The following is a 17,060-nucleotide window of genomic DNA, read 5'->3' on the forward strand; positions in this document are numbered from 1 at the left end:
TACAAGGGGCGACAGCAATGTCGCCCTTTTTTTTGGAGCGCCTTCGAGGCGCCGATAGGCCACTGCCTGTACGCTGGCTTAGGTGTGGCTGAGGTGTTTCAGTGCCAAAATAGAATCCTAGCCGCCCATGAGGCCGAAAGGCTGTTTCAAGCTACTGAACAGAGCTCACCGATCGGGAGCAAGGGTTTCAGAGAAGGGCGTTGGGTCAACATCTCGGGAGATTTGTGGGGAAACGATGGCTGAAGATTACGAAAGTGCGGCCAAGCGCCATTTCCTTGATGCGACTCTTCTGAAAGGCCACGGGCATCTCGATGGTGCCGGGCACTTGGTCGGATTCGCCGCAGAGTGTGCCATCAAATTTCGCATTGAATCGCTACGACCCGGCAACGATGCTCCTTACGGTCATCTGCCAGATTTGCTTCATGCTGCACGCAAGCACCTTGGACAACGCAGTTCCTACGCTGCCATGTATGAGGTGTTGAAGGGCAATCACTTCTCAACTTGGAATGTAAGTAGAAGATATGAGGGAACTGGTGATACGACCGTGGAAGAGTTGAATGCCTGGTTCGAGGTCACGAAACGTCTCTTTGCAACCGCGTCCATAAGGAATACGTAATGGCTGCGCAGGTGCTTTTTGATAATTCCCTTTCTATCTTTGCCGACCTGATCTTTGAGAAGTGGGGCGGAGCATCGATAGAAGAGAACATTTTCCTTAGAGATGTCAGCGGAAGGCTGACTTTCGTAGTTTTGGATCACAGTCATGATCGCAATGAGCGTATCGGTCTTGCTCGATGCGCAGTCGAGTTGTTAGATAAGTATGTCGACGGGAGTGATCAGTCTGTCGCTACTCCAGAGGAACTCTATGACGACTCGCTTCGAGGTCATAGAGAGCGTAGGAACGTGTTCGTTCAAGGAAAGCTTTACTCTGGCAAAGTCTCGATTGTCGACCGGAGAATGGTTGGTGCCGATTGGTTACGCCTTCCCTCGGAACAAAGGCAAGCGCCGCTGCGCTTGGTTTTTGCGAGTTTGAAGGGAGGGGTTGGTAGATCAACCGCTCTTTGTGTTCTTGCGGCGCATCTCTCGTCCCGTGGAAGACGTGTGCTGGCTTTAGATATGGATCTGGAGGCGCCGGGATTAGGAAACATGCTCCTCCCAGGGCGAATCCTTCCTGAGTTCGGTTTATTAGACTATCTAGTGGAATCTGGCCTCGGGTCTTGGAATAAAGAATATAACGCGGATCTAGTGGGGCCATCTTGGCTGGGTGCCGGCAGGGGGCGCGTTGACGTCATTCCCGCTGTCGGAAGGCGTTCGCTGGAGGCGCCAGGAAATGTTCTTGCAAAGATCGCCAGAGCTTACATATCGGCTGGTCCAGGAAGAACATTTACAGACCAAATTAATGATCTACTTGAAGAGGTGGCTCCCGAGTCTAGGTACGATGTTATTTTGATCGATGCTAGAGCCGGCTTGCATGAAACTACTGCAGCTGCCCTGTTGGGTATTGGTGCCGAGATTTTTCTCTTTGGCTCAGATCAATCGCAGACGTATGCGGGATTTACGCTGCTTTTTTCGCATCTTGGCACCCTTCCTTTGCCAAAGGATGAGTGGAGCGACCGGCTGAGGGTCGTTCAATCAAAAGCCCCTGTGTCGAATACTAAGGATTTTCCTTTGGCAATTCAGGGTCTTTTCTCGCGATTCTTGGGGCGGCGGCCAAGCGTTAGCTTCGAGCCTAATCTTTCTGAATTTAGGGATGAGTTCAATGTCGAGTGGGACGAACAAATTAATGATGATCTGCTTTTAATGGACTCCAACGTCGATGAGCCTACAGTCGTCGCGATTGGCGAGGATGAGGCTTTTCGGCAATTTGATCCGGATGGAGATAGGTCGATACTTAGCGAGAAGTCTTATGGCGCAGCATTCGGAGACTTTTTGGAGATGGCATCGCGAATGGTTGATGAGTCAGTTCGCGGCCTTGGGAGCGATGTATGAGTTCGAGTCGGAATGACGATATACGCGCGGCATTGGCAACGATGCCGTCAGATCATGATGCTGCGGGTGAGTATCGTCCGACCGTAGAGCAGATATTCACGCCTGAACAGCATGCGAATGCGCTCGACCCCAATACGCCCGTCGTTGTTGGCTCGCGAGGAACGGGAAAAAGCTTTTGGGCTGGCGTGTTGGAGCAGGAGGCGACGCGAGATGTCGCCTCAATCGCCTATCCAAATATCGGGCTAAGCGGGCTCGTCGTGAGGTCTGGTTATACCGGGTTTGCATCCGAAGGCGCAGTCACAGCGAAGGTTATTGACGCGCGTGTTCCTCAAGGCAAGGAACGGGACGTGGGAACCGATTTTTGGCAGGCGGTGATTATCCGTGCCGCACGGTCGGTACTTGATCCATCTGCGCTGGATGAGTCGATTCGGGATGTAATGCAATCTCTTACAGATCCAGAAGAGGCAGCAATGGAACTGCGGAGACTGGATCGAAAGATTGCTGCCGCACAAAAGACATTGCTCGTTACATTCGACGCGATCGATACTTGGTCCAACGATTGGCGGCGCTCTTCCGCGTTGACCGACGCCTTGTTCGAGGTCGTCTGGTCTCTGCGAGCACTATCGGCTGTAAAGGCGAAGGTCTTTATTCGGCCGGAGCAGCTGAACGACGAGGCGTTAAAATTCGTTGAAATGCCGAAGCTTAGGAGCGGTCGTGTTCAGCTCGAATGGAGCTTGGTCGACCTATATGGGCTCTTATATTGGCGACTCTCTGAGTCGATACAAGAAAACGGAGAGGCTGCATTTGCTCAGCTAGTTGAGGAGGAAGGTGCCAGGATTCCTATGGATCCAGTGGCAAGGCGGCGTGATTGGTCGCTGCTGCTCGACAGAAGGGCCCAGGAGAGGGTCATGACCAGGCTTGCAGGTCCCTTCATGGGGAAAAGCAACAAGAAGGGAAAGACCTACGAGTGGCCGTACAAGCATTTGGCCGATGCGAAGGGTGAAGTCACGCCGCGAAGCTTCATCAAGCTGTTCGTGGAGGCCGCGAAATTTGGAAGCGATAGGGCTGACTTGGCACTAACAGTTGAGGGCATCCGCCATGGACTGCGTGAAGCCTCAAAAGTTCGCGTGGACCAATTGGTCGTTGAGTACAAGTGGGTGAAAAGAGCGCTTGCTCCATTAGCCGGACTAACCGTTCCATGTGAGGCCTCGCAGATTTATAGGCGATGGGCTGACTCGAACACCCTGAACGTAATTCGAAGGGTTTCCTCCGACCCAGAGTCGGGATTTCTTCCGCCCTTTCCTTTCGTCGTGAAGTCAGAGGCGGATGAGGACCAGCGGCTTGTGCAGGCTATGGAGAGGATAGGGGTGTTTTCCTATAGGAGTGATGGACGAGTTGATATGCCGGATTTGTTCCGAGTCGCGGCTCGAATGTTGAAGAAAGGTGGTGTTGCACCAAACGTCTCGATGTGAGGCATACGGTGCCTGAAAATGTGCCAGTGACAATCTCATGGGGCAGTGCGCATGTGTTAGAGAGCACGCACTGTTCTCCGATCATCTAAAGGAATGATGCTGACATTCAGCCAGCCTGGCTCCGTCACACGCCACCTTGTCTAGAAAGGGCGGGCAGGTGCACTTGCTACCGCGTTGAGAGCGCGCCCATCGTTTCCTTCAGCTCAGTCCTCCCAATTTACTTGGCTTATTGATCTTTTGGTCTCATAACGTTGGGTTGAGCATGGAACAGAGAATATTGTCGAGCGCTCCGTACAAAAGTTTTCAGTCGGAGCGGGTCGTCGTGGATCTATTTAGAGACCATGCTTGGGCGTCTACCCACGGCCTCTACTACGAAGATCTTCAAACTCAGAAACAACGTGAGCTAGATGTAGTCGCTCGACAGATATGGCTGAGTGGCGACAAGGCCCACGAGTGGGTATGCCGTATTACAGTGCTAGTCGAAGTCAAAACAATGGCCGGCTTTCATTTGTTGCTCTCACCGGTTGAGTCGCCAGATACGCGATTTTTCGACCATATAAGATGGTTCGGTGACTCAACGGGCAAGTACAAGGCCTTGTCTAAGCGTTTCCGTGCTCTTGGTATAAGCCTGGAAGATATCGATGCCCTAATTAAACGGGCTCACCAGCACGCATATCCGGAGGATCGCGCGCGTCTTTGGGAACAAATGATTCGTCCCCAATCGTTAATGGCTTTCACATCTTTTCGAGAGACAAATTTTGGCTCCGAGAAAGAGCTGGATAATTCAGTTTTCTGGCGAGCCAGCCGTAATTTGAGATCTGCGCAAGCGAGCATCGTGGAAAGCATGGGGCGTAGCGACATGCGGGAGCTGTTGATCACAGCCGAGTTCGATCACATAAAGGATGATTGGGTTGACGGAATGTGGTTCACGCTGTCCAGGCGTCTGAACGCAGTCGATATCATTCATCCGGTCGTAGTTACTGATGCGCAGCTATGGATTGTGGGCGACGAAGGTCCGCGGCAGTGCAATTACGCCAGGTTTGGTGAGCAGTCGTACAATGGTGCAATTGAGTGGTGGTGTGACTTGGTAAACAGCGAGCATTTAGGTGATTATGTTGCTGCTGTTTCTAGCCACTACGCCAAGAGATTGCTGGCCTCGGGTGGTAAACTTAGTTACTGAAAGGGTGCAAAGAACAATTTCACCGGTCAGCGGGCGAACAAAAGTGGCCAGAACACTTTTTCAGCCTTGCCTCGTGGCCGGATCTTCGCCACGCGACTTGGTTCTGAAGCAGTGAGCTTCCAAAGAAAGCGTTCTGCCCCTTCTGTTCTAGCCTACTTCGCCCCGACAGCTGCCACAGGCTTACCATCGATGAAGTTGCGAACCGCCGCGATGGTGGTGCCGGGGGCTTCTTCCATGAGCCAGTGACCGGCATGGGGGACGACCAGCTCGGTGACGTTGGTGGCGGCATTGCGCATCACAATGGCTTCGTTTGCGCCGAACGACTTCTCGCCGCCGATCGCGAGCACGGGCATCGTGAGTTTGGTCGCCATGGCCGTCTGGTTGTCTTCGACGTCCTTGCGGAAGGCGCGGAACTGCGCGAACGCGTCGTGCATGGCGTTCGGTCGGGCATAGAGTTCGGCGTAGTGCTGGCGCGATGCTTCGTCCATTTTCGATGGATCACCGGCGAACTCGTTCCAGAAGCGATCCAGGTAGATGCGTTCGCGGCCGGCAACGAGGCGCTCCATATCCGGGCCTCCGAAATCGAAATGCCATAGCGCAGGCCAGCGCACGATCTGGTCCCACGGCGGGATGCCGGGCACGGGAGCATCCATCACGACAAGGCGATCGGTCTTGTCCGGATAGCGGGCGGCATAGGCGTACGCCACCATGGTGCCGATGTCGTGCCCCACCACGGCCGAGTGATCAATGCCTAGCTTAGTCAGCACGCTGCGAATATCCGCAGCCTGTGTGCGCTTGTCGTAGCCGCTTTCCGGATGTGAGGACAGGCCCATGCCACGCAGGTCGGGCACGACGACGGTGTGATTGCGCGCCAGGTCCGCCGCCAGCGGCGCCCACATGTCGCCGGTGTCCCCAAAGCCATGCAGCAGGACAACGGCGGGCCCTTTCCCGCCAACGCGAACGTGGATCGTGGCCCCGTCCGTCTGGATGTCCTGGACGCGGAACGATGGCGGAAAGGGTTGAACGGTTGCAGCAACGGGCAAGCTGGCGGCCGCGAACAGGCACGCCAAAAGCAGTGGGCGAATCATCAGCATGACTCCCTCAGAAAAGGCCGGATCAGGTAATGCCCCAGAGGACCGCGGCCATAGGCTCGCCGGTCCGGGCGTAGTTCAAGGCAGGTCGCGTTATCTGGACGTGATCAAGGCGCCGAATAACGCGGACGGGTAGAGAATGGTGCTGACGTCTAGCCGGCCTTGCGCCGTCACGCATCACCTCACCCAGGTGGACACCCATCTCGCCGATCCCTGACAGACGTTGCCAACCCCGCTTGTTAGGGTCAGTCAGTCATTCGCGCTGTCGCATTGCGCGGCCTCGCGAATGACCATGACCACCAGGTCATGAGGCGCGGGCCGTGAGTGCTTGCAACACCCACGACCCGCTAACCATCACCAACTTGCTTGGAGTTGATCATGGCTATCCACGATCATACGGTACGCATTCGCTCGTCCGTTCCCCCTGACGACACCCTCACTCCTCCGCCTGACGCTCCGTCATCCACGGCGGTGGCATGGCCCGAAACCCTGCGTCATCACACTCGCGGTGACATCGCCCTGGCGGTGCTCGCCCTCACGCGCCTGCGTCTCGACAGCGAGCAGTGCCGTCACGCGCAGGCGCGGGGATTCCCCGGCAGAGCGCTGCCATGGCCGCTTCCCGTGGCCGTCACGACCAACCTAAGCACGGCCATTCACTGCCTTCAGCAGTACGCCCGCCTGCTCGGTGACGAGCCTCGAGTGAACACCACACGCCTCTGATGATCGCCGTTGCAGCGCATCGGCCGGCATGGCGATGCGCCGCACTCGAGCGATCACCGACAAAGCTGCCAAGCATTCACTGACACGGAGCGCTGTAAGCGCCTATCCGCTGCGGAGCCGTGTCCGACAGGGAGGAACCACCATGGAACTGATCCAGCTCACCCCGCACTCGGAAGTAGACCCCTCGCAACCCCTGCGAGCCCCCGGCGACATCCTGCTGCACGCCTACCTGATCCCCAACGCCCTCAACCCCGCCCAACTTGCCCGCCGCACCGGCATACCCGCTCACCACATCAAAGCCTTCATCGCCGACACCCAACCCATCACGCCAAAGATCGCCTTACGCCTTTCGCTGACCTTCGACACCACCGCGTTTTATTGGCTGGCGCTTCAGGCGCGCTACGACTTGGAGAAGGCGAAGCCGGTGATCCGCGCTTATCGTCCTCTCGTGGATGACGGTCCGCTAACCACGACCAACTACTAAGGAGTGGATCATGGCGAGATCCAAACCTACGGCGCGCAAACGCCGCAACGCCGCACCATCCCACCCAAGCAAACCCGTCAACCCGTTGAGCCGCCGCTACTGGATCTTCGACGAGTTTCCAGAACCGGCGCAGCGCCTGGCGGCCACCAGCGCAACGCTTGCCGAAGCCATTCAAGCCGTGTCCTGCGTGCTAGCCAACAGCGAGGCCTACCGGGTCATCCAGGAAAGCTCGTCCGGCTATCCGCCTGCCAACCTGCCGCTTTCTCCCGCGCTGGCCGAGGGCCTGTTTGCAGCGCTCTACATGTTGAACGAGCGGGCTGCGGAAATTGCGTGGGAAATGTTGGAGCCTGACACCAGGATGGAGGGAGCTAAATGACATCGCCTCCGTCCCGTTTGTAACAGCAGTAACAGCAGGGAAGGCGCTGGTTGATTGCCATCACCACTGCTCCGATTAACCACCTCCGTCCCGCTTGCTCTTGCCTCAGGTCAGCGCGCCTTCGCCTGCTGCACCAGCGCTCGTCGCTTGCGTTACAAGTAATGGTGGCACCGTCTGCACGCGTCAGAACTAAATAAGAAAAAGCCCCCATCGAGGTGGGGGCTTTTTATGCAGTTAGGCATCTCTCAATGCCGCGCTGGGCGAAACAAACGTTCCCCTACGTACGTGAGGCCCTGCACGACTAAGCCCAGAGCGATCAACATCCAAAGACCGGTGCCGCGCTCCATCACCGAAGACGGGCCGATAAGCACCGCATAGAGCGCGAGAGCGCACCAGGCCACGAAGCTGAAGAAGGCAACGCGGAATCCAAGAAGTTTCCATTTCATGAGGCTGCTCCTAAACCGTGATCTTGTGGGGATGCTACGCCGCAACGCCATGAGGGAGCAAGATTTTGCGCCGCCCCGCAGTTCCAGCCTCTCCTCACAATCTCGATCCCGACAAGCGGGACGATTCTGACAAACGGAACGGAGGTAGTTAAATCGCACCGCCATTGTTCGAATTAACTTCCTCCGTCCCGTTTGCTCCGCCAACTTACCGCTCCCTCCTGCACTCGCCGAGGGCCTGTTTGCGGCGCTCTACATGTTGAACGAGTAGGCGGCGGAAATTGCGTGGGAACTGTTGGAGTCGGAGGAGGGGAGTTCGGTGGGCGGTTGAAGGCGCTCACCGGTGGTGGTGGCGACAAGAAGGAAATGGGCGGCGCATTCGCGACCGCCCATCAGCCCAGCAAGAATCGGGTGGGTCACTTTTCACCGCTCGGGAGTGAATTCTTTGGTCCATCCCACAGGCTGTGCGCGATAGAAATTCAGCATGGTGTCGGCCAAGCTGGTAAATGGATTGGCTACCGGCTTCATTACCAGATAGCGCCCGCCCGTCAGCTCACGATGGGGCTGCCGAGGGTTGTCGAGCGCGTCGACCGTCGTTGCCTGGTAGACCACGGAAGTGTTGTTGGGCCCGTCTACCGCGAGGAAGTAGGTTCCGAGGCCCAGCTGCTTTGTCGCAAGCACGCCTTCCAGATCGACATCATTGAGCTGCCCGTCTGAGATGCAGCCATTGCAGCTATAGACCACTCTGGAGACTACTTGCGCATTTGCTTGAGGCCCGACCTGCAAGGCTACTAACCCAAGCACTATGGATATTGCCGATGTGAGCATCCTTCCCCCTTACGTTGCATCGTGTGCCCTTGCACCGTTTCATCGAGCAGCATTTATTGCGAATGGCGCAAGTATTTACGTTCGGTGGGGCGTACTTGTCAATGGAGGAAGTGCGATGGGAATCTCACCACTGGAAACCGGGGGCCGGGGTGCAATTTCTCTCGCAAAGCAATAAAAATAGGCCGGCACAGGCTGTGTGGATCGCTTGCCGTCTTCAATTTTTCAGCAGGGGGCTGGAAATAGATGCTTGGATGGTTTCGCAAAGGAACGCTGCTCGGAAGCGAGCTGACTCAATGGCAATTTGATTGCTTTGCATGGCTGCTCCGGCATACCGGCGGCATGGAAGCACTGAAAGAGCGTCCGTTGGTGCAACCCACGCCGCAGTTTTTTCCAGAGCGCGGCATGCGGGGGCAAGCCATGGCCGAAGCGATTTTCGCGCGCGTCCGCGGGTACGCGGGCATGGCGGATTGGCCGTGCGAACTGAAGATGCAAGAGGACGACCCCAACCCCGTCGTATCGACGGCGCTGCTGGTGAAGAACAGTCCCTCATCGCCTGCCGGCACCTTTCGCGCGACGGATGACGGTGCGCTCATCACCTACCATCCAGCGCGTTTGAACGATCCTATGAGTCTCGTGGCAACGTTTGCACACGAATTGGCTCACTACCGCACGGCCGGCTGCCCGGAGCCGCCACCGGGTGGCTGGGATGTATGGGAGCACGCAACGGATCTGGCCGCGGTCTTTCTTGGCTTCGGCCTGTTCCTTGCCAACTCCCGTTTCAGCTTCTCGCAGTTTTCGGATGGCCAGACCATGGGCTGGAAGTGGCGGCAGCAAGGCTATTTGTCCGAGCCGGAAATTCTGCATATGCACGCCATTCGTTGCGTGCTGCTGGGCACGCCGCCGCGCGAAACGATGGACCATTTGAAGCCGGCATTACGTGGCATCTACAAGCGCGTGCAGCGTGATGTGGAGCGCTCATCCAGTGAGCTTGAGCGGTTGCGGCGAGAAGCGGCGGCGACATTCGATCATACGCCGGTGTCTGCAGGCTAGATGGCGAGAGTCTTACTGTTGGCTAGACAACCAGAAAACGGTGTCGAAAACGGTGTCAGGTTCACTTTTCTTGTACAGAAGTGAACCTGACACCGTTTGCTGAAAATCTGTCCAAGGAGCAGGGGGATCGATGCAACCTGAAGGTTTGAAAGTCATCATCATTGGCGTAATCGCCATGGCCCTCTTCGGTGCGAGCTTCGTTGGTTACATAGCGCATTTGAAAAGGGTCGCTCCCGCAATAAGCGATCCCGCCTTGCAAGTGACTGGCGCCGACGCGGACAAGCGTTTTGCCAAATTGGACGGCAGAGCCAATCTGTATTTCGTGGCACTCACCGCCTGCTTTGGCGTCGTGACCTATCTTGCCTTCGACGCAATTCATGCCTTGCGGGTCATGTTGCTTCCACAGGCCGTCATGACCTTTCCGATCTCACATGCTTTCCTGGTGCTTGCCGCGATGTTCGCCGGAGCTGGCGTGGCCTGTATGGTCTTCTGTGCCTGGGTTCGCCGCCGTTGGGGCGAGGACGCGCGTTGGTATATCTCTTATGTGTCCGTGCGACGATATAAGTGCGACTACGAACGACTGTGTCGCGGGTTGGGAACCGCGTTGGTTGTCCTGGTCGTCTTGATGCTGCCGCTGGGTCTCAATTCGTACGTCCAAGTCCGCGAGTCGGGTTTTGTCATCCACCCGTTCTTTGCACTTCGCGAGCAGGTGCATCCCTACGCAGACATCAATGGGATAGCTACGTCGGCGAAGTTCATTGCACCCAATGGACGAATCCGCCATGAGCGCGATTACGTCGTGCACTTCAAGGACGGCACGCGTTGGGTCGCAAGCAACCTGCCTTCGGGCGACGTCTACGATCGCGTGCAGGTTGCCGAAACGCTGGCCAAAAAGGCGGGTGTGACGATCATCGAGGTGCCGATCTTTAAGACAAGCGATGTGTACAACTAATCCGCTGCACAACGGGAAGAACGGTGTCAGGTTCACTGCTCGCCGCCTTGTGAGTGAACCTGTCCTTGCTCCCAGAATCTCTCCCGGGCTTTGCTTTCAAATCAATAGAACTGGCAATGCCGGAGGAGATTCCGAACATGGCGCCAGGAACAATTATCCCTAGTGCGTCGGTGTGTTCTTTGGCCGAACGACCTCATAGCCCTTATCCAACAGCATGTCGAGATAACCATTTCGACCCCTCAACTGCTCCAGTGGCATGAACGCGAACGTGGTCGTGTTCTTTGTCAGTGCGGCTTCGGCGGCATCCATCCAGGCCTTTCGGGTACGTGCTTGCAAGTCGTTCACGCCATATTTGGCAAGAATGCTCGGGTCTTGGAACTCGCTACGACAAACCTCCATTGAGTGAGGTACCGGGTGCTCTTCCAAGTAGTCCAGATCACCCACGGCCCACGCATCGGCGCGCACGGTCAACACATCCATATCGTTTTCGACGACATCGATGACCTCGCCAAGGCAACGAATGCCCGCCCCCTGCTGAGCCATGGTTTCCTTGACGTAGCCGTCGGGGTCGTCGACGGCGTACTCATAGATTGGGTCGGTGACCTTCAGACGTGCGTCATGAGCCATCTTCAGAACGGATGCGCCAACTTGGTCTTTGTTGTTCAGCCCGGAATGCTTGAGCGCGTCTTGGTAGAGGATGTGAGCCACGAAGAAAGGACGATAGCGGCCTAGCTTGGTGCTGTCGCGGCTGTACTTTGCATTGAGTTCGACCCAGCGGTCATAGGTCTCTTTGGATACAAGATCGGCGAGCGTCATGCCGTCCGGATTCTTCGCGCTGCCAAGGGCTTTGGAAATCATCATCAGTCGTTTGAATCGACCAAGCGCTAGCTCTGAAGAAGGTGGCTTAAGCACTTCCTGAGAGGCATGCAATGCGGTGACAACCTCTTCCGATTGCCAAGTCACAGCTGCCGGTAGCGGTGACAGGGTGCCAAGTATCCACATGACGTGATCTTGCTTTGTCACCTTCCATAAGTGCGGCCCGCTTTGGGTTCCAGATACTGTGACGAGTGGAAGAGTGGTCGTTACCGGCATCGTCACTACCGTCGTTTGGGCCATGGCTACGCAAGGCATAGAAAAAATGCAGATCGCAAACATGTGGCGAGTTTTCATGTTGATCTCATGGGTATGTGGCCGTGCCGCGAAGCATAGGTATGGCTTATCTATTTACTTGGAATGCGACGCCCGGATCGGGATCGGTCACTATCCAGTGACCGCCGTCTAAAGCGGTGAAAACAGTGTGGGACGCTGATAGAAACGGTGCACTCGTGCGTATATTCCGATTGGTACGATGTTGCCGCTACAGGATCGGCGGCATGTCTTCGCCGCCAAACGTACGGCGACAGCAACGGGATACCAATATGATTTGTCTCTAAGGAGGGGCCGGCAATCTCGACTGAAATCGTAGGCGCCGTGCGTGCCAACCAAAGCCGGGCCTGGAGTGAGGTGTTTAAGATGAGCTTCTAGCAGCCCTCGGTGATGGGTCCGTCTTACTTCGGCAGGCGTCGGCATCGGGCGTCTCAGGAACTGAGTTTGACGAATGTGACTGTGGCGACTATTTCTTGAGCGGATGAAGAAGGACCATGGCTAATATCCGAACCGAATCCATCGACAATGGGTTCATACGACAAGAGCTCGAGGCGCTGGGCCTGCCAAGTGGCGCAACCGTCGTCGTCCACTCCTCGCTATCCGCGTTTGGTGCAATAAGCGGCGGCGCCCAGTCCATCGTGGCAGCGCTCCAGCATTGCGTAGGAGCCTCCGGTACCTTGGTCGTGCCGACCTTCACCCCTCAAGTCTCCGACCCTCATCCGCAGTCGTCCTCGTTCGAGGATCCGCAAATCATTCGCGACCGGCAGAGCGTGCCGCTCTTCCATGATCATCTGCCGACGCCAATGGGCGCGGTACCCAACGCGGTTCTTGCGCATCCGGAACGTTTGCGCGGTCGCCATCCGCAAGCTTCCGTTGCTGCAGTAGGGGCAAGGGCAGGCGAGATCACGGTGGATCAACCCTTCGTCTATGCGCTCGGCAAGGATTCGCCGTTCGAGAAGATGTATCGGTTGGGCGCGTACATCCTGTTGCTAGGCGTTGGCCACAATCGGAACTCGTTTCTGCATTACGCCGAGTCGTTGGTTCCCAGCCATCGAACCAAGCTCCGCCGGTTTCCCTACATGATCGGAAACGAACGTGTGTGGGTGGAAGTTCCGGACGTGGGCGATGACAACGGCAAGTACTTTCCGCAGATCGGTGCGGAAGCCGAGGCTGCGGGTTTGATTCGCAGCACGATGATTGGGTCTGCGCGTTGCCAGCTTATGGAGTGCGTGCCGTTTGTGGACTTTGCGAGGTCGCGGTTGGAAGCGCTGCTTGTCGGTAACCTTTAATAAGCTCCGAGCTTATTGAAGGTTACGAGCATGCGGCGCGGCGACGACAGTCGCAACGATCGGCGATATCTGATCAAGCTGCCTTGCTAATCTGACTGCTGCGGCGCGCTACCGCTGGCGACAGTTGGTCGCCCTCCTCGGGAAAAATAGTGCCAGAGCGCGCAGGTGCGAGCGTACGCGTGCAAGGTTCTATGGCTACGTCTGATTCAGTGGCGGGCGAATTGTTTGTCTTTCTCCATGGCGGTATCCGGTAAATCTCCGGCGCTGGCCTCGATCTGCAGATCGGGAGATTCCGCTGATGACTGTTCCAACTTTCATCCCATGGGAGATGGCAATGACGATACGCTCGAGTTCTGCGGTCGCGGTTCTTGGCGTGCTGAGGCCAACGAGCAAGAATTCCATGCGCGACGCCCGGTTCATCGCCAGGCCGCTTTCATGGATCGCGCTGACACTTCTGATGATTTTTCATGCGGGGGTGGCCACGGCGCAGGATGTACCGCGAGCCGCAGCCATCGCCCGGTTATACGACCGCTTCCAAAAGGCGGAGGCCGCATTGGATGCGGTACCGCCAAGTGCCCGTTCGGCAGCCATGACGGAATTCTATTCGGCGAACATCGCGAGCCAGCAGAAGACGTCAGTCTTGCAGGAACTGCCCTCAGACTCAGTTGATCTGTTGTTTCGTGCCACCTACGACACGGCGTTCTACACGCTTGACCGACGCTACGTGCCGGACCTGCAGGCCGATCTCGATCAGCTGCGTACGCTGCACGCCGATGAACTGCATCACTACCAGGATCTTTACGTGACGCTGGTTGGCGTGCGTGATTTCGTCGCCGCTCGTGCCGTGCTTGCCAGCCAGCCGATGGCGAGCAGTGAACCTGCGCCGACCATCGTTGGCGCGCTGGTCGACGGTCGAGGGCCGTCGGCTCTGGTCCTGAGCGAAGACGGTTCGTCGGCTAGCCAACAGCCCATCCGGTTGAGCGGGGCGGTCGATATCGTGGTGATCGGGCATCCGCTGTGCCACTTCTCCCGCGATGCGGTGGCGGCCATCGAAGCGGATGGTCGCCTGAAGGCTGTGTTCGCCAGTCACGCCCGTTGGCTGATGCCTCAGGATGGACGCATGCGACCTCGTACCGTCGCCGCGTGGAATGTCGCGCACCCTCTTGCCCGCATGGACTACATCTACCGACAAGGTGATTGGACAGCCATCGATACGTGGTCAACACCCACCTTCTACTTCTTCAGGAACGGAAAGCCCGTGGGCAGGCTCAGCGGGTGGGCGCCGGGCGGCGAGGGCGAGCGGGCGCTGCGCGGTGAGCTGGAAAAGCTGGGGTTGCACTGAGTGACAGGGAGGTTTGACCTGTGCGTGGTGCCCGCGCGTTCAAGTCGCGGAAACATGGGTCTGCGAACTGAGCGAGCAGTTCGGGCAAACGCCTTGGACGCTGCTGGAATGCGAGGAGGCGGATTCAGTGAGCGAGGACGGGTGGTTCCCTGTCCGTGCAAACCCCAGAAAAGGAAATGGGCGGCGCAAATGCGTCCGCCCATCAGTCCAGCCAGTTCCGCCTTGCCGGCGGACCGTTGGTGCTCCGCCAGTAGGGCGGTCGCATGCTTGGCCGAATCGTCCTGCCGACTCGGGAGCAATTTCAGATTAAGCGACCAATCGTTGCGCCATCATCAGGAGAACCTTAGTAAGTCGTAAAAACGCAACCCGTTTTGCATGAATTTGCGGATTCGGGGAGCCTGGGTCATCTGAAAGCAGATTCCTGGGGCACCCTACGCGGGCGAATCCAAGTCGGTCTTCTCGAACGGATCAGGCCGGCAATACAGGATCAGAAACGACGCCAGCAGGCCAAGCCGCAGGAACGGCGGGATAACGGCCACCAGCGCGGCGACAAAAAACACCGCCAACATGATCCACGCCCGGTACCAGTGCCGCCTCCGGGAGCGCGGGTCCATGCCGTCCGGCCGGTGGGAATAGCTTTCCCGCATCAACACCATGTAGGTGGCCTGCACCAGGAAAAATACCGAGGCATAAAGCGTCAGCGGAAAGGTCGCCAGTTCGCTTTCCGCCAGCCAGGCGGTGGTGAAGGGGATGAACGAGATCGCAAACAGGTTGGCGAAGTTGGCCAGCGCCAAGGTGCCCGTCAAGTACTGCGCGTGCCGCAGCGTCGCGTGATGATTCAACCAGACGACGGCGATGAAGGCATAACTCACCGCGTAACTGATCAGGTCGGGCCACAAGCCGAGCAACGCCTGCAGGTTGTGGCCGCTGGGCGGTTTGAACGCCAGCACCATCACGGTGATGATGACGGCGAAAATGCCGTCGGAGAGGGCGTAGAAGCGGGCTAGTCCGTCCTTTGCCTTAGCCATGACGTTGGCCAGTTTGAGGTTTGCCGCATGGTAATCGTCATCGGTTGGGGGCGGAAGCGTGTAGTGGATCTAACGTAAATGTCTCCACCCCGGCTTGCAGAAAACTTCAATGGGGTGGCGGTACCTCCAGTTCGGGCGTGGTCTTTTCCATGATCTTCATCGCCTCGCGATTGCGTTTTTCCCAATCGCGAAGTTCCTCACTGGACATAGGTGCGGACGCTTTGTAGATCTTTTTGGTTGGCTGGGTGGCTACGGGTGCAGGAATGGGGTGCGCCATGGAAGCGGTGGGCAAAGATGTCGCTGGTGCCTTCGCGTCGTCGACCGATGATATCGACCGGCCGGTGGAAGGAGAGGACGGCTGTGACTGCCGGCTGGGCAATGCAAATGCAATCAGCAGGCAGGCTGCAAGGCTTCCCGCGAACAGCAGGGGGTTGTCCAAAGGGCCGTCAGGCTCCTTCTTGGCCTGCAAGCGCGTGACGGTAGAAAGCAGCGTTCGGCCATCGATGAGTTCGATAGGCTTGTTACGTGCAAAGGCTGCGGCATCCGGCGTATAGCCGCCGAGCGCCACGATCTTCACCGCAGCTGCGTCCTGGTCGACCAGGATGCCAAACATTTCACGTACGACCTGCACGCCGACCCGTTGGGCGCGCCATTGCTTGCACTGGACAAGGATCTTCTGGCCATTCTTTCGAAGTACCAGATCCACGCCTCCATCGGCGCCGCCCTGTCCCGTCTCCTCCGCGGCGTAACCCTGCTGCCGAAAAGCTTCGCCGACTAACAATTCAAACGTCCGCCAGTCCATGCTGCGCAGGCTATCCATGCCTGTTTGAGCGTCCAGCAACTGGCGGCGTTTGCGTCTACTGAAGAACGATGCCGCCGACGCCGCGCAAAAGGCGACAAGAATGAGCCAGGCGAAGGGTGCAAGCATCCCTGTGGCGGCGACTTTGCCAAGTCCGGATAGAAATGGGTTGTCGCTGGATCTCCATATCCAGTTCAAGCCGTATTGAATGCCGATAAACGCCAAGAATCCGAGCACGATGCCCGCTGGCCAAACCAGCGTGGCGACAAACTCGATGCCACTTTCCTTGCGCTTCGGCATAACTCCCCCTGAGTCGTTAGCACCGCTTATTCTTAGAATAGCGACCGAGCTCGCGCGAAGGGCAACGAGTCCGGGGTGATTGAATCCGATAAGCAGAATCGATTGCCACTCGGCTGATCGATGTAGGCTTGCGTGCGCTGCATGGCGAAGAGACCAGTTAATCAGTAAGCGCTCCGCGCTAAAGAACGGGTGAACGATGAAACGTGCGCTATCGCTGCTGATCACGGTCCTCGCTTTGTTCGTGGTGCCGCTATTGGCGTACATGCAAGGAGAGTCGGTGATACGGATGCAGCTGCAGGCTCAAGGTTGGGCGTGCGGTATGCCGATCCTGGGTTTGTATCTCCAGGCGCTGTTGGTGTCGGGGTGTCTATCCGTCGTGGCTTTGGTGCTCGGCGTGCTTGCGTATCGGCAGCTACAGCCGCCCAGGCCTAAGCGGCGCCTGCTGGAGCTGGCCGTCGTTGCTCTGCCGTTGCTACTGGCAGCGCTGGGCCTGCTGGGACTCATTTTCGGCTGATAGAAGGACATTTCCGCCGGCGGTTCTCGGAGACAGTCGGGGGTGAGATGATGTCCTCCT

Annotated in this window: 18 protein-coding genes; 12 read left to right on the top strand and 6 right to left on the bottom strand. The window is 57.4% G+C overall.

Features of this window, described 5'->3' with window-relative positions; translation table 11 throughout:
* Positions 1-235: 235 nt before the first annotated feature.
* From ACN9MB_RS03380 to ACN9MB_RS03395, 4 genes are all read left to right on the top strand, one after another.
* Positions 236-616, top strand: a complete 381-nt coding sequence (locus ACN9MB_RS03380) for a hypothetical protein (RefSeq protein ID WP_426270778.1) — start codon at positions 236-238, stop codon at positions 614-616.
* Positions 616-1,986, top strand: a complete 1,371-nt coding sequence (locus ACN9MB_RS03385; protein ID WP_426270779.1) for a ParA family protein — start codon at positions 616-618, stop codon at positions 1,984-1,986. The genes ACN9MB_RS03380 and ACN9MB_RS03385 overlap by 1 nt, the downstream gene beginning before the upstream one ends.
* Positions 1,983-3,458, top strand: a complete 1,476-nt coding sequence (locus ACN9MB_RS03390) for a hypothetical protein (protein ID WP_426270780.1) — start codon at positions 1,983-1,985, stop codon at positions 3,456-3,458. Before ACN9MB_RS03385 ends, ACN9MB_RS03390 begins: the two co-directional genes overlap by 4 nt.
* Before the next feature lie 262 nt (positions 3,459-3,720).
* On the top strand, positions 3,721-4,638 hold the full coding sequence (locus ACN9MB_RS03395) for a hypothetical protein (protein WP_426270781.1): 918 nt from the start codon (positions 3,721-3,723) through the stop codon (positions 4,636-4,638).
* A gap of 152 nt (positions 4,639-4,790) precedes the next feature.
* Here ACN9MB_RS03395 and ACN9MB_RS03400 read toward each other — a convergent pair whose 3' ends face one another.
* Entirely contained in the window at positions 4,791-5,732 is a 942-nt protein-coding gene (locus ACN9MB_RS03400) for an alpha/beta fold hydrolase (RefSeq protein ID WP_426270782.1), read from the bottom strand.
* 375 nt (positions 5,733-6,107) lie between these two features.
* Here ACN9MB_RS03400 and ACN9MB_RS03405 point away from each other — a divergent pair, with 375 nt between their 5' ends.
* From ACN9MB_RS03405 to ACN9MB_RS03415, 3 genes are all read left to right on the top strand, one after another.
* A complete protein-coding gene (locus ACN9MB_RS03405) occupies positions 6,108-6,449 on the top strand; it encodes a hypothetical protein (protein WP_426270783.1) in 342 nt (113 codons plus the stop codon).
* 142 nt (positions 6,450-6,591) lie between these two features.
* Positions 6,592-6,933, top strand: a complete 342-nt coding sequence (locus tag ACN9MB_RS03410; protein ID WP_426270784.1) for a HigA family addiction module antitoxin — start codon at positions 6,592-6,594, stop codon at positions 6,931-6,933.
* A 10-nt stretch (positions 6,934-6,943) separates the two neighbouring features.
* The gene (locus ACN9MB_RS03415; RefSeq protein ID WP_204635970.1) at positions 6,944-7,309 is read left to right on the top strand and encodes a hypothetical protein; all 366 of its coding nucleotides are present in this window, start codon (positions 6,944-6,946) and stop codon (positions 7,307-7,309) included.
* 245 nt (positions 7,310-7,554) lie between these two features.
* On the opposite strand, the gene ACN9MB_RS03420 is transcribed toward ACN9MB_RS03415, so the two are convergent.
* Both ACN9MB_RS03420 and ACN9MB_RS03425 read right to left on the bottom strand, forming a co-directional pair.
* The gene (locus ACN9MB_RS03420) at positions 7,555-7,755 is read right to left on the bottom strand and encodes a hypothetical protein (RefSeq protein ID WP_204635971.1); all 201 of its coding nucleotides are present in this window, start codon (positions 7,753-7,755) and stop codon (positions 7,555-7,557) included.
* A 420-nt stretch (positions 7,756-8,175) separates the two neighbouring features.
* On the bottom strand, positions 8,176-8,580 hold the full coding sequence (locus ACN9MB_RS03425) for a hypothetical protein (protein WP_426270785.1): 405 nt from the start codon (positions 8,578-8,580) through the stop codon (positions 8,176-8,178).
* A gap of 243 nt (positions 8,581-8,823) precedes the next feature.
* On the opposite strand from ACN9MB_RS03425, the gene ACN9MB_RS03430 reads away from it, so the two are divergent.
* Entirely contained in the window at positions 8,824-9,630 is an 807-nt protein-coding gene (locus ACN9MB_RS03430) for a hypothetical protein (protein ID WP_426270786.1), read from the top strand.
* Positions 9,631-9,760: 130 nt separating this feature from the next.
* Entirely contained in the window at positions 9,761-10,582 is an 822-nt protein-coding gene (locus ACN9MB_RS03435; RefSeq protein ID WP_426270787.1) for a hypothetical protein, read from the top strand.
* A 159-nt stretch (positions 10,583-10,741) separates the two neighbouring features.
* Here the strand turns inward: ACN9MB_RS03435 and ACN9MB_RS03440 are convergent, their stop codons facing one another.
* Positions 10,742-11,752, bottom strand: a complete 1,011-nt coding sequence (locus ACN9MB_RS03440) for a TraB/GumN family protein (RefSeq protein ID WP_426270788.1) — start codon at positions 11,750-11,752, stop codon at positions 10,742-10,744.
* 470 nt (positions 11,753-12,222) lie between these two features.
* Between ACN9MB_RS03440 and ACN9MB_RS03445 the strand changes: the two genes are divergently transcribed.
* Positions 12,223-13,017, top strand: a complete 795-nt coding sequence (locus tag ACN9MB_RS03445) for an aminoglycoside N(3)-acetyltransferase (protein WP_426270789.1) — start codon at positions 12,223-12,225, stop codon at positions 13,015-13,017.
* Positions 13,018-13,315: 298 nt separating this feature from the next.
* Complete coding sequence (locus tag ACN9MB_RS03450; protein WP_426270790.1) at positions 13,316-14,359, top strand: hypothetical protein; 1,044 nt, start codon at positions 13,316-13,318, stop codon at positions 14,357-14,359.
* Between the two features lie 431 nt (positions 14,360-14,790).
* Here the strand turns inward: ACN9MB_RS03450 and ACN9MB_RS03455 are convergent, their stop codons facing one another.
* Complete coding sequence (locus ACN9MB_RS03455; RefSeq protein ID WP_426270791.1) at positions 14,791-15,387, bottom strand: TMEM175 family protein; 597 nt, start codon at positions 15,385-15,387, stop codon at positions 14,791-14,793.
* Between the two features lie 106 nt (positions 15,388-15,493).
* Positions 15,494-16,486 carry a restriction endonuclease gene (locus tag ACN9MB_RS03460; protein ID WP_426270792.1) on the bottom strand — a complete coding sequence of 331 codons (993 nt, stop codon included), beginning with the start codon at positions 16,484-16,486 and terminating at the stop codon, positions 15,494-15,496.
* A 196-nt stretch (positions 16,487-16,682) separates the two neighbouring features.
* On the opposite strand from ACN9MB_RS03460, the gene ACN9MB_RS03465 reads away from it, so the two are divergent.
* Positions 16,683-17,000 (top strand): hypothetical protein, encoded by a 318-nt coding sequence (locus ACN9MB_RS03465; RefSeq protein ID WP_204635977.1) that lies wholly within the window; start codon positions 16,683-16,685, stop codon positions 16,998-17,000.
* Positions 17,001-17,060: the final 60 nt, after the last annotated feature.

Origin of the sequence: Dyella kyungheensis (genome assembly GCF_049913195.1) — a bacterium.
GTDB classification, from domain to species: domain Bacteria; phylum Pseudomonadota; class Gammaproteobacteria; order Xanthomonadales; family Rhodanobacteraceae; genus Dyella; species Dyella kyungheensis.

Bases quoted from the DNA above. Each gene is read 5' to 3' on its own strand.
- ACN9MB_RS03380 (WP_426270778.1), top strand. From the start codon at position 236: ATGGCTGAAGATTACGAAAGTGCGGCCAAGCGCCATTTCCTTGATGCG.
- ACN9MB_RS03385 (WP_426270779.1), top strand. From the start codon at position 616: ATGGCTGCGCAGGTGCTTTTTGATAATTCCCTTTCTATCTTTGCCGAC.
- ACN9MB_RS03390 (WP_426270780.1), top strand. From the start codon at position 1,983: ATGAGTTCGAGTCGGAATGACGATATACGCGCGGCATTGGCAACGATG.
- ACN9MB_RS03395 (WP_426270781.1), top strand. From the start codon at position 3,721: ATGGAACAGAGAATATTGTCGAGCGCTCCGTACAAAAGTTTTCAGTCG.
- ACN9MB_RS03400 (WP_426270782.1), bottom strand. From the start codon at position 5,732: ATGCTGATGATTCGCCCACTGCTTTTGGCGTGCCTGTTCGCGGCCGCC.
- ACN9MB_RS03405 (WP_426270783.1), top strand. From the start codon at position 6,108: ATGGCTATCCACGATCATACGGTACGCATTCGCTCGTCCGTTCCCCCT.
- ACN9MB_RS03410 (WP_426270784.1), top strand. From the start codon at position 6,592: ATGGAACTGATCCAGCTCACCCCGCACTCGGAAGTAGACCCCTCGCAA.
- ACN9MB_RS03415 (WP_204635970.1), top strand. From the start codon at position 6,944: ATGGCGAGATCCAAACCTACGGCGCGCAAACGCCGCAACGCCGCACCA.
- ACN9MB_RS03420 (WP_204635971.1), bottom strand. From the start codon at position 7,755: ATGAAATGGAAACTTCTTGGATTCCGCGTTGCCTTCTTCAGCTTCGTG.
- ACN9MB_RS03425 (WP_426270785.1), bottom strand. From the start codon at position 8,580: ATGCTCACATCGGCAATATCCATAGTGCTTGGGTTAGTAGCCTTGCAG.
- ACN9MB_RS03430 (WP_426270786.1), top strand. From the start codon at position 8,824: ATGCTTGGATGGTTTCGCAAAGGAACGCTGCTCGGAAGCGAGCTGACT.
- ACN9MB_RS03435 (WP_426270787.1), top strand. From the start codon at position 9,761: ATGCAACCTGAAGGTTTGAAAGTCATCATCATTGGCGTAATCGCCATG.
- ACN9MB_RS03440 (WP_426270788.1), bottom strand. From the start codon at position 11,752: ATGAAAACTCGCCACATGTTTGCGATCTGCATTTTTTCTATGCCTTGC.
- ACN9MB_RS03445 (WP_426270789.1), top strand. From the start codon at position 12,223: ATGGCTAATATCCGAACCGAATCCATCGACAATGGGTTCATACGACAA.
- ACN9MB_RS03450 (WP_426270790.1), top strand. From the start codon at position 13,316: ATGACTGTTCCAACTTTCATCCCATGGGAGATGGCAATGACGATACGC.
- ACN9MB_RS03455 (WP_426270791.1), bottom strand. From the start codon at position 15,387: ATGGCTAAGGCAAAGGACGGACTAGCCCGCTTCTACGCCCTCTCCGAC.
- ACN9MB_RS03460 (WP_426270792.1), bottom strand. From the start codon at position 16,486: ATGCCGAAGCGCAAGGAAAGTGGCATCGAGTTTGTCGCCACGCTGGTT.
- ACN9MB_RS03465 (WP_204635977.1), top strand. From the start codon at position 16,683: ATGAAACGTGCGCTATCGCTGCTGATCACGGTCCTCGCTTTGTTCGTG.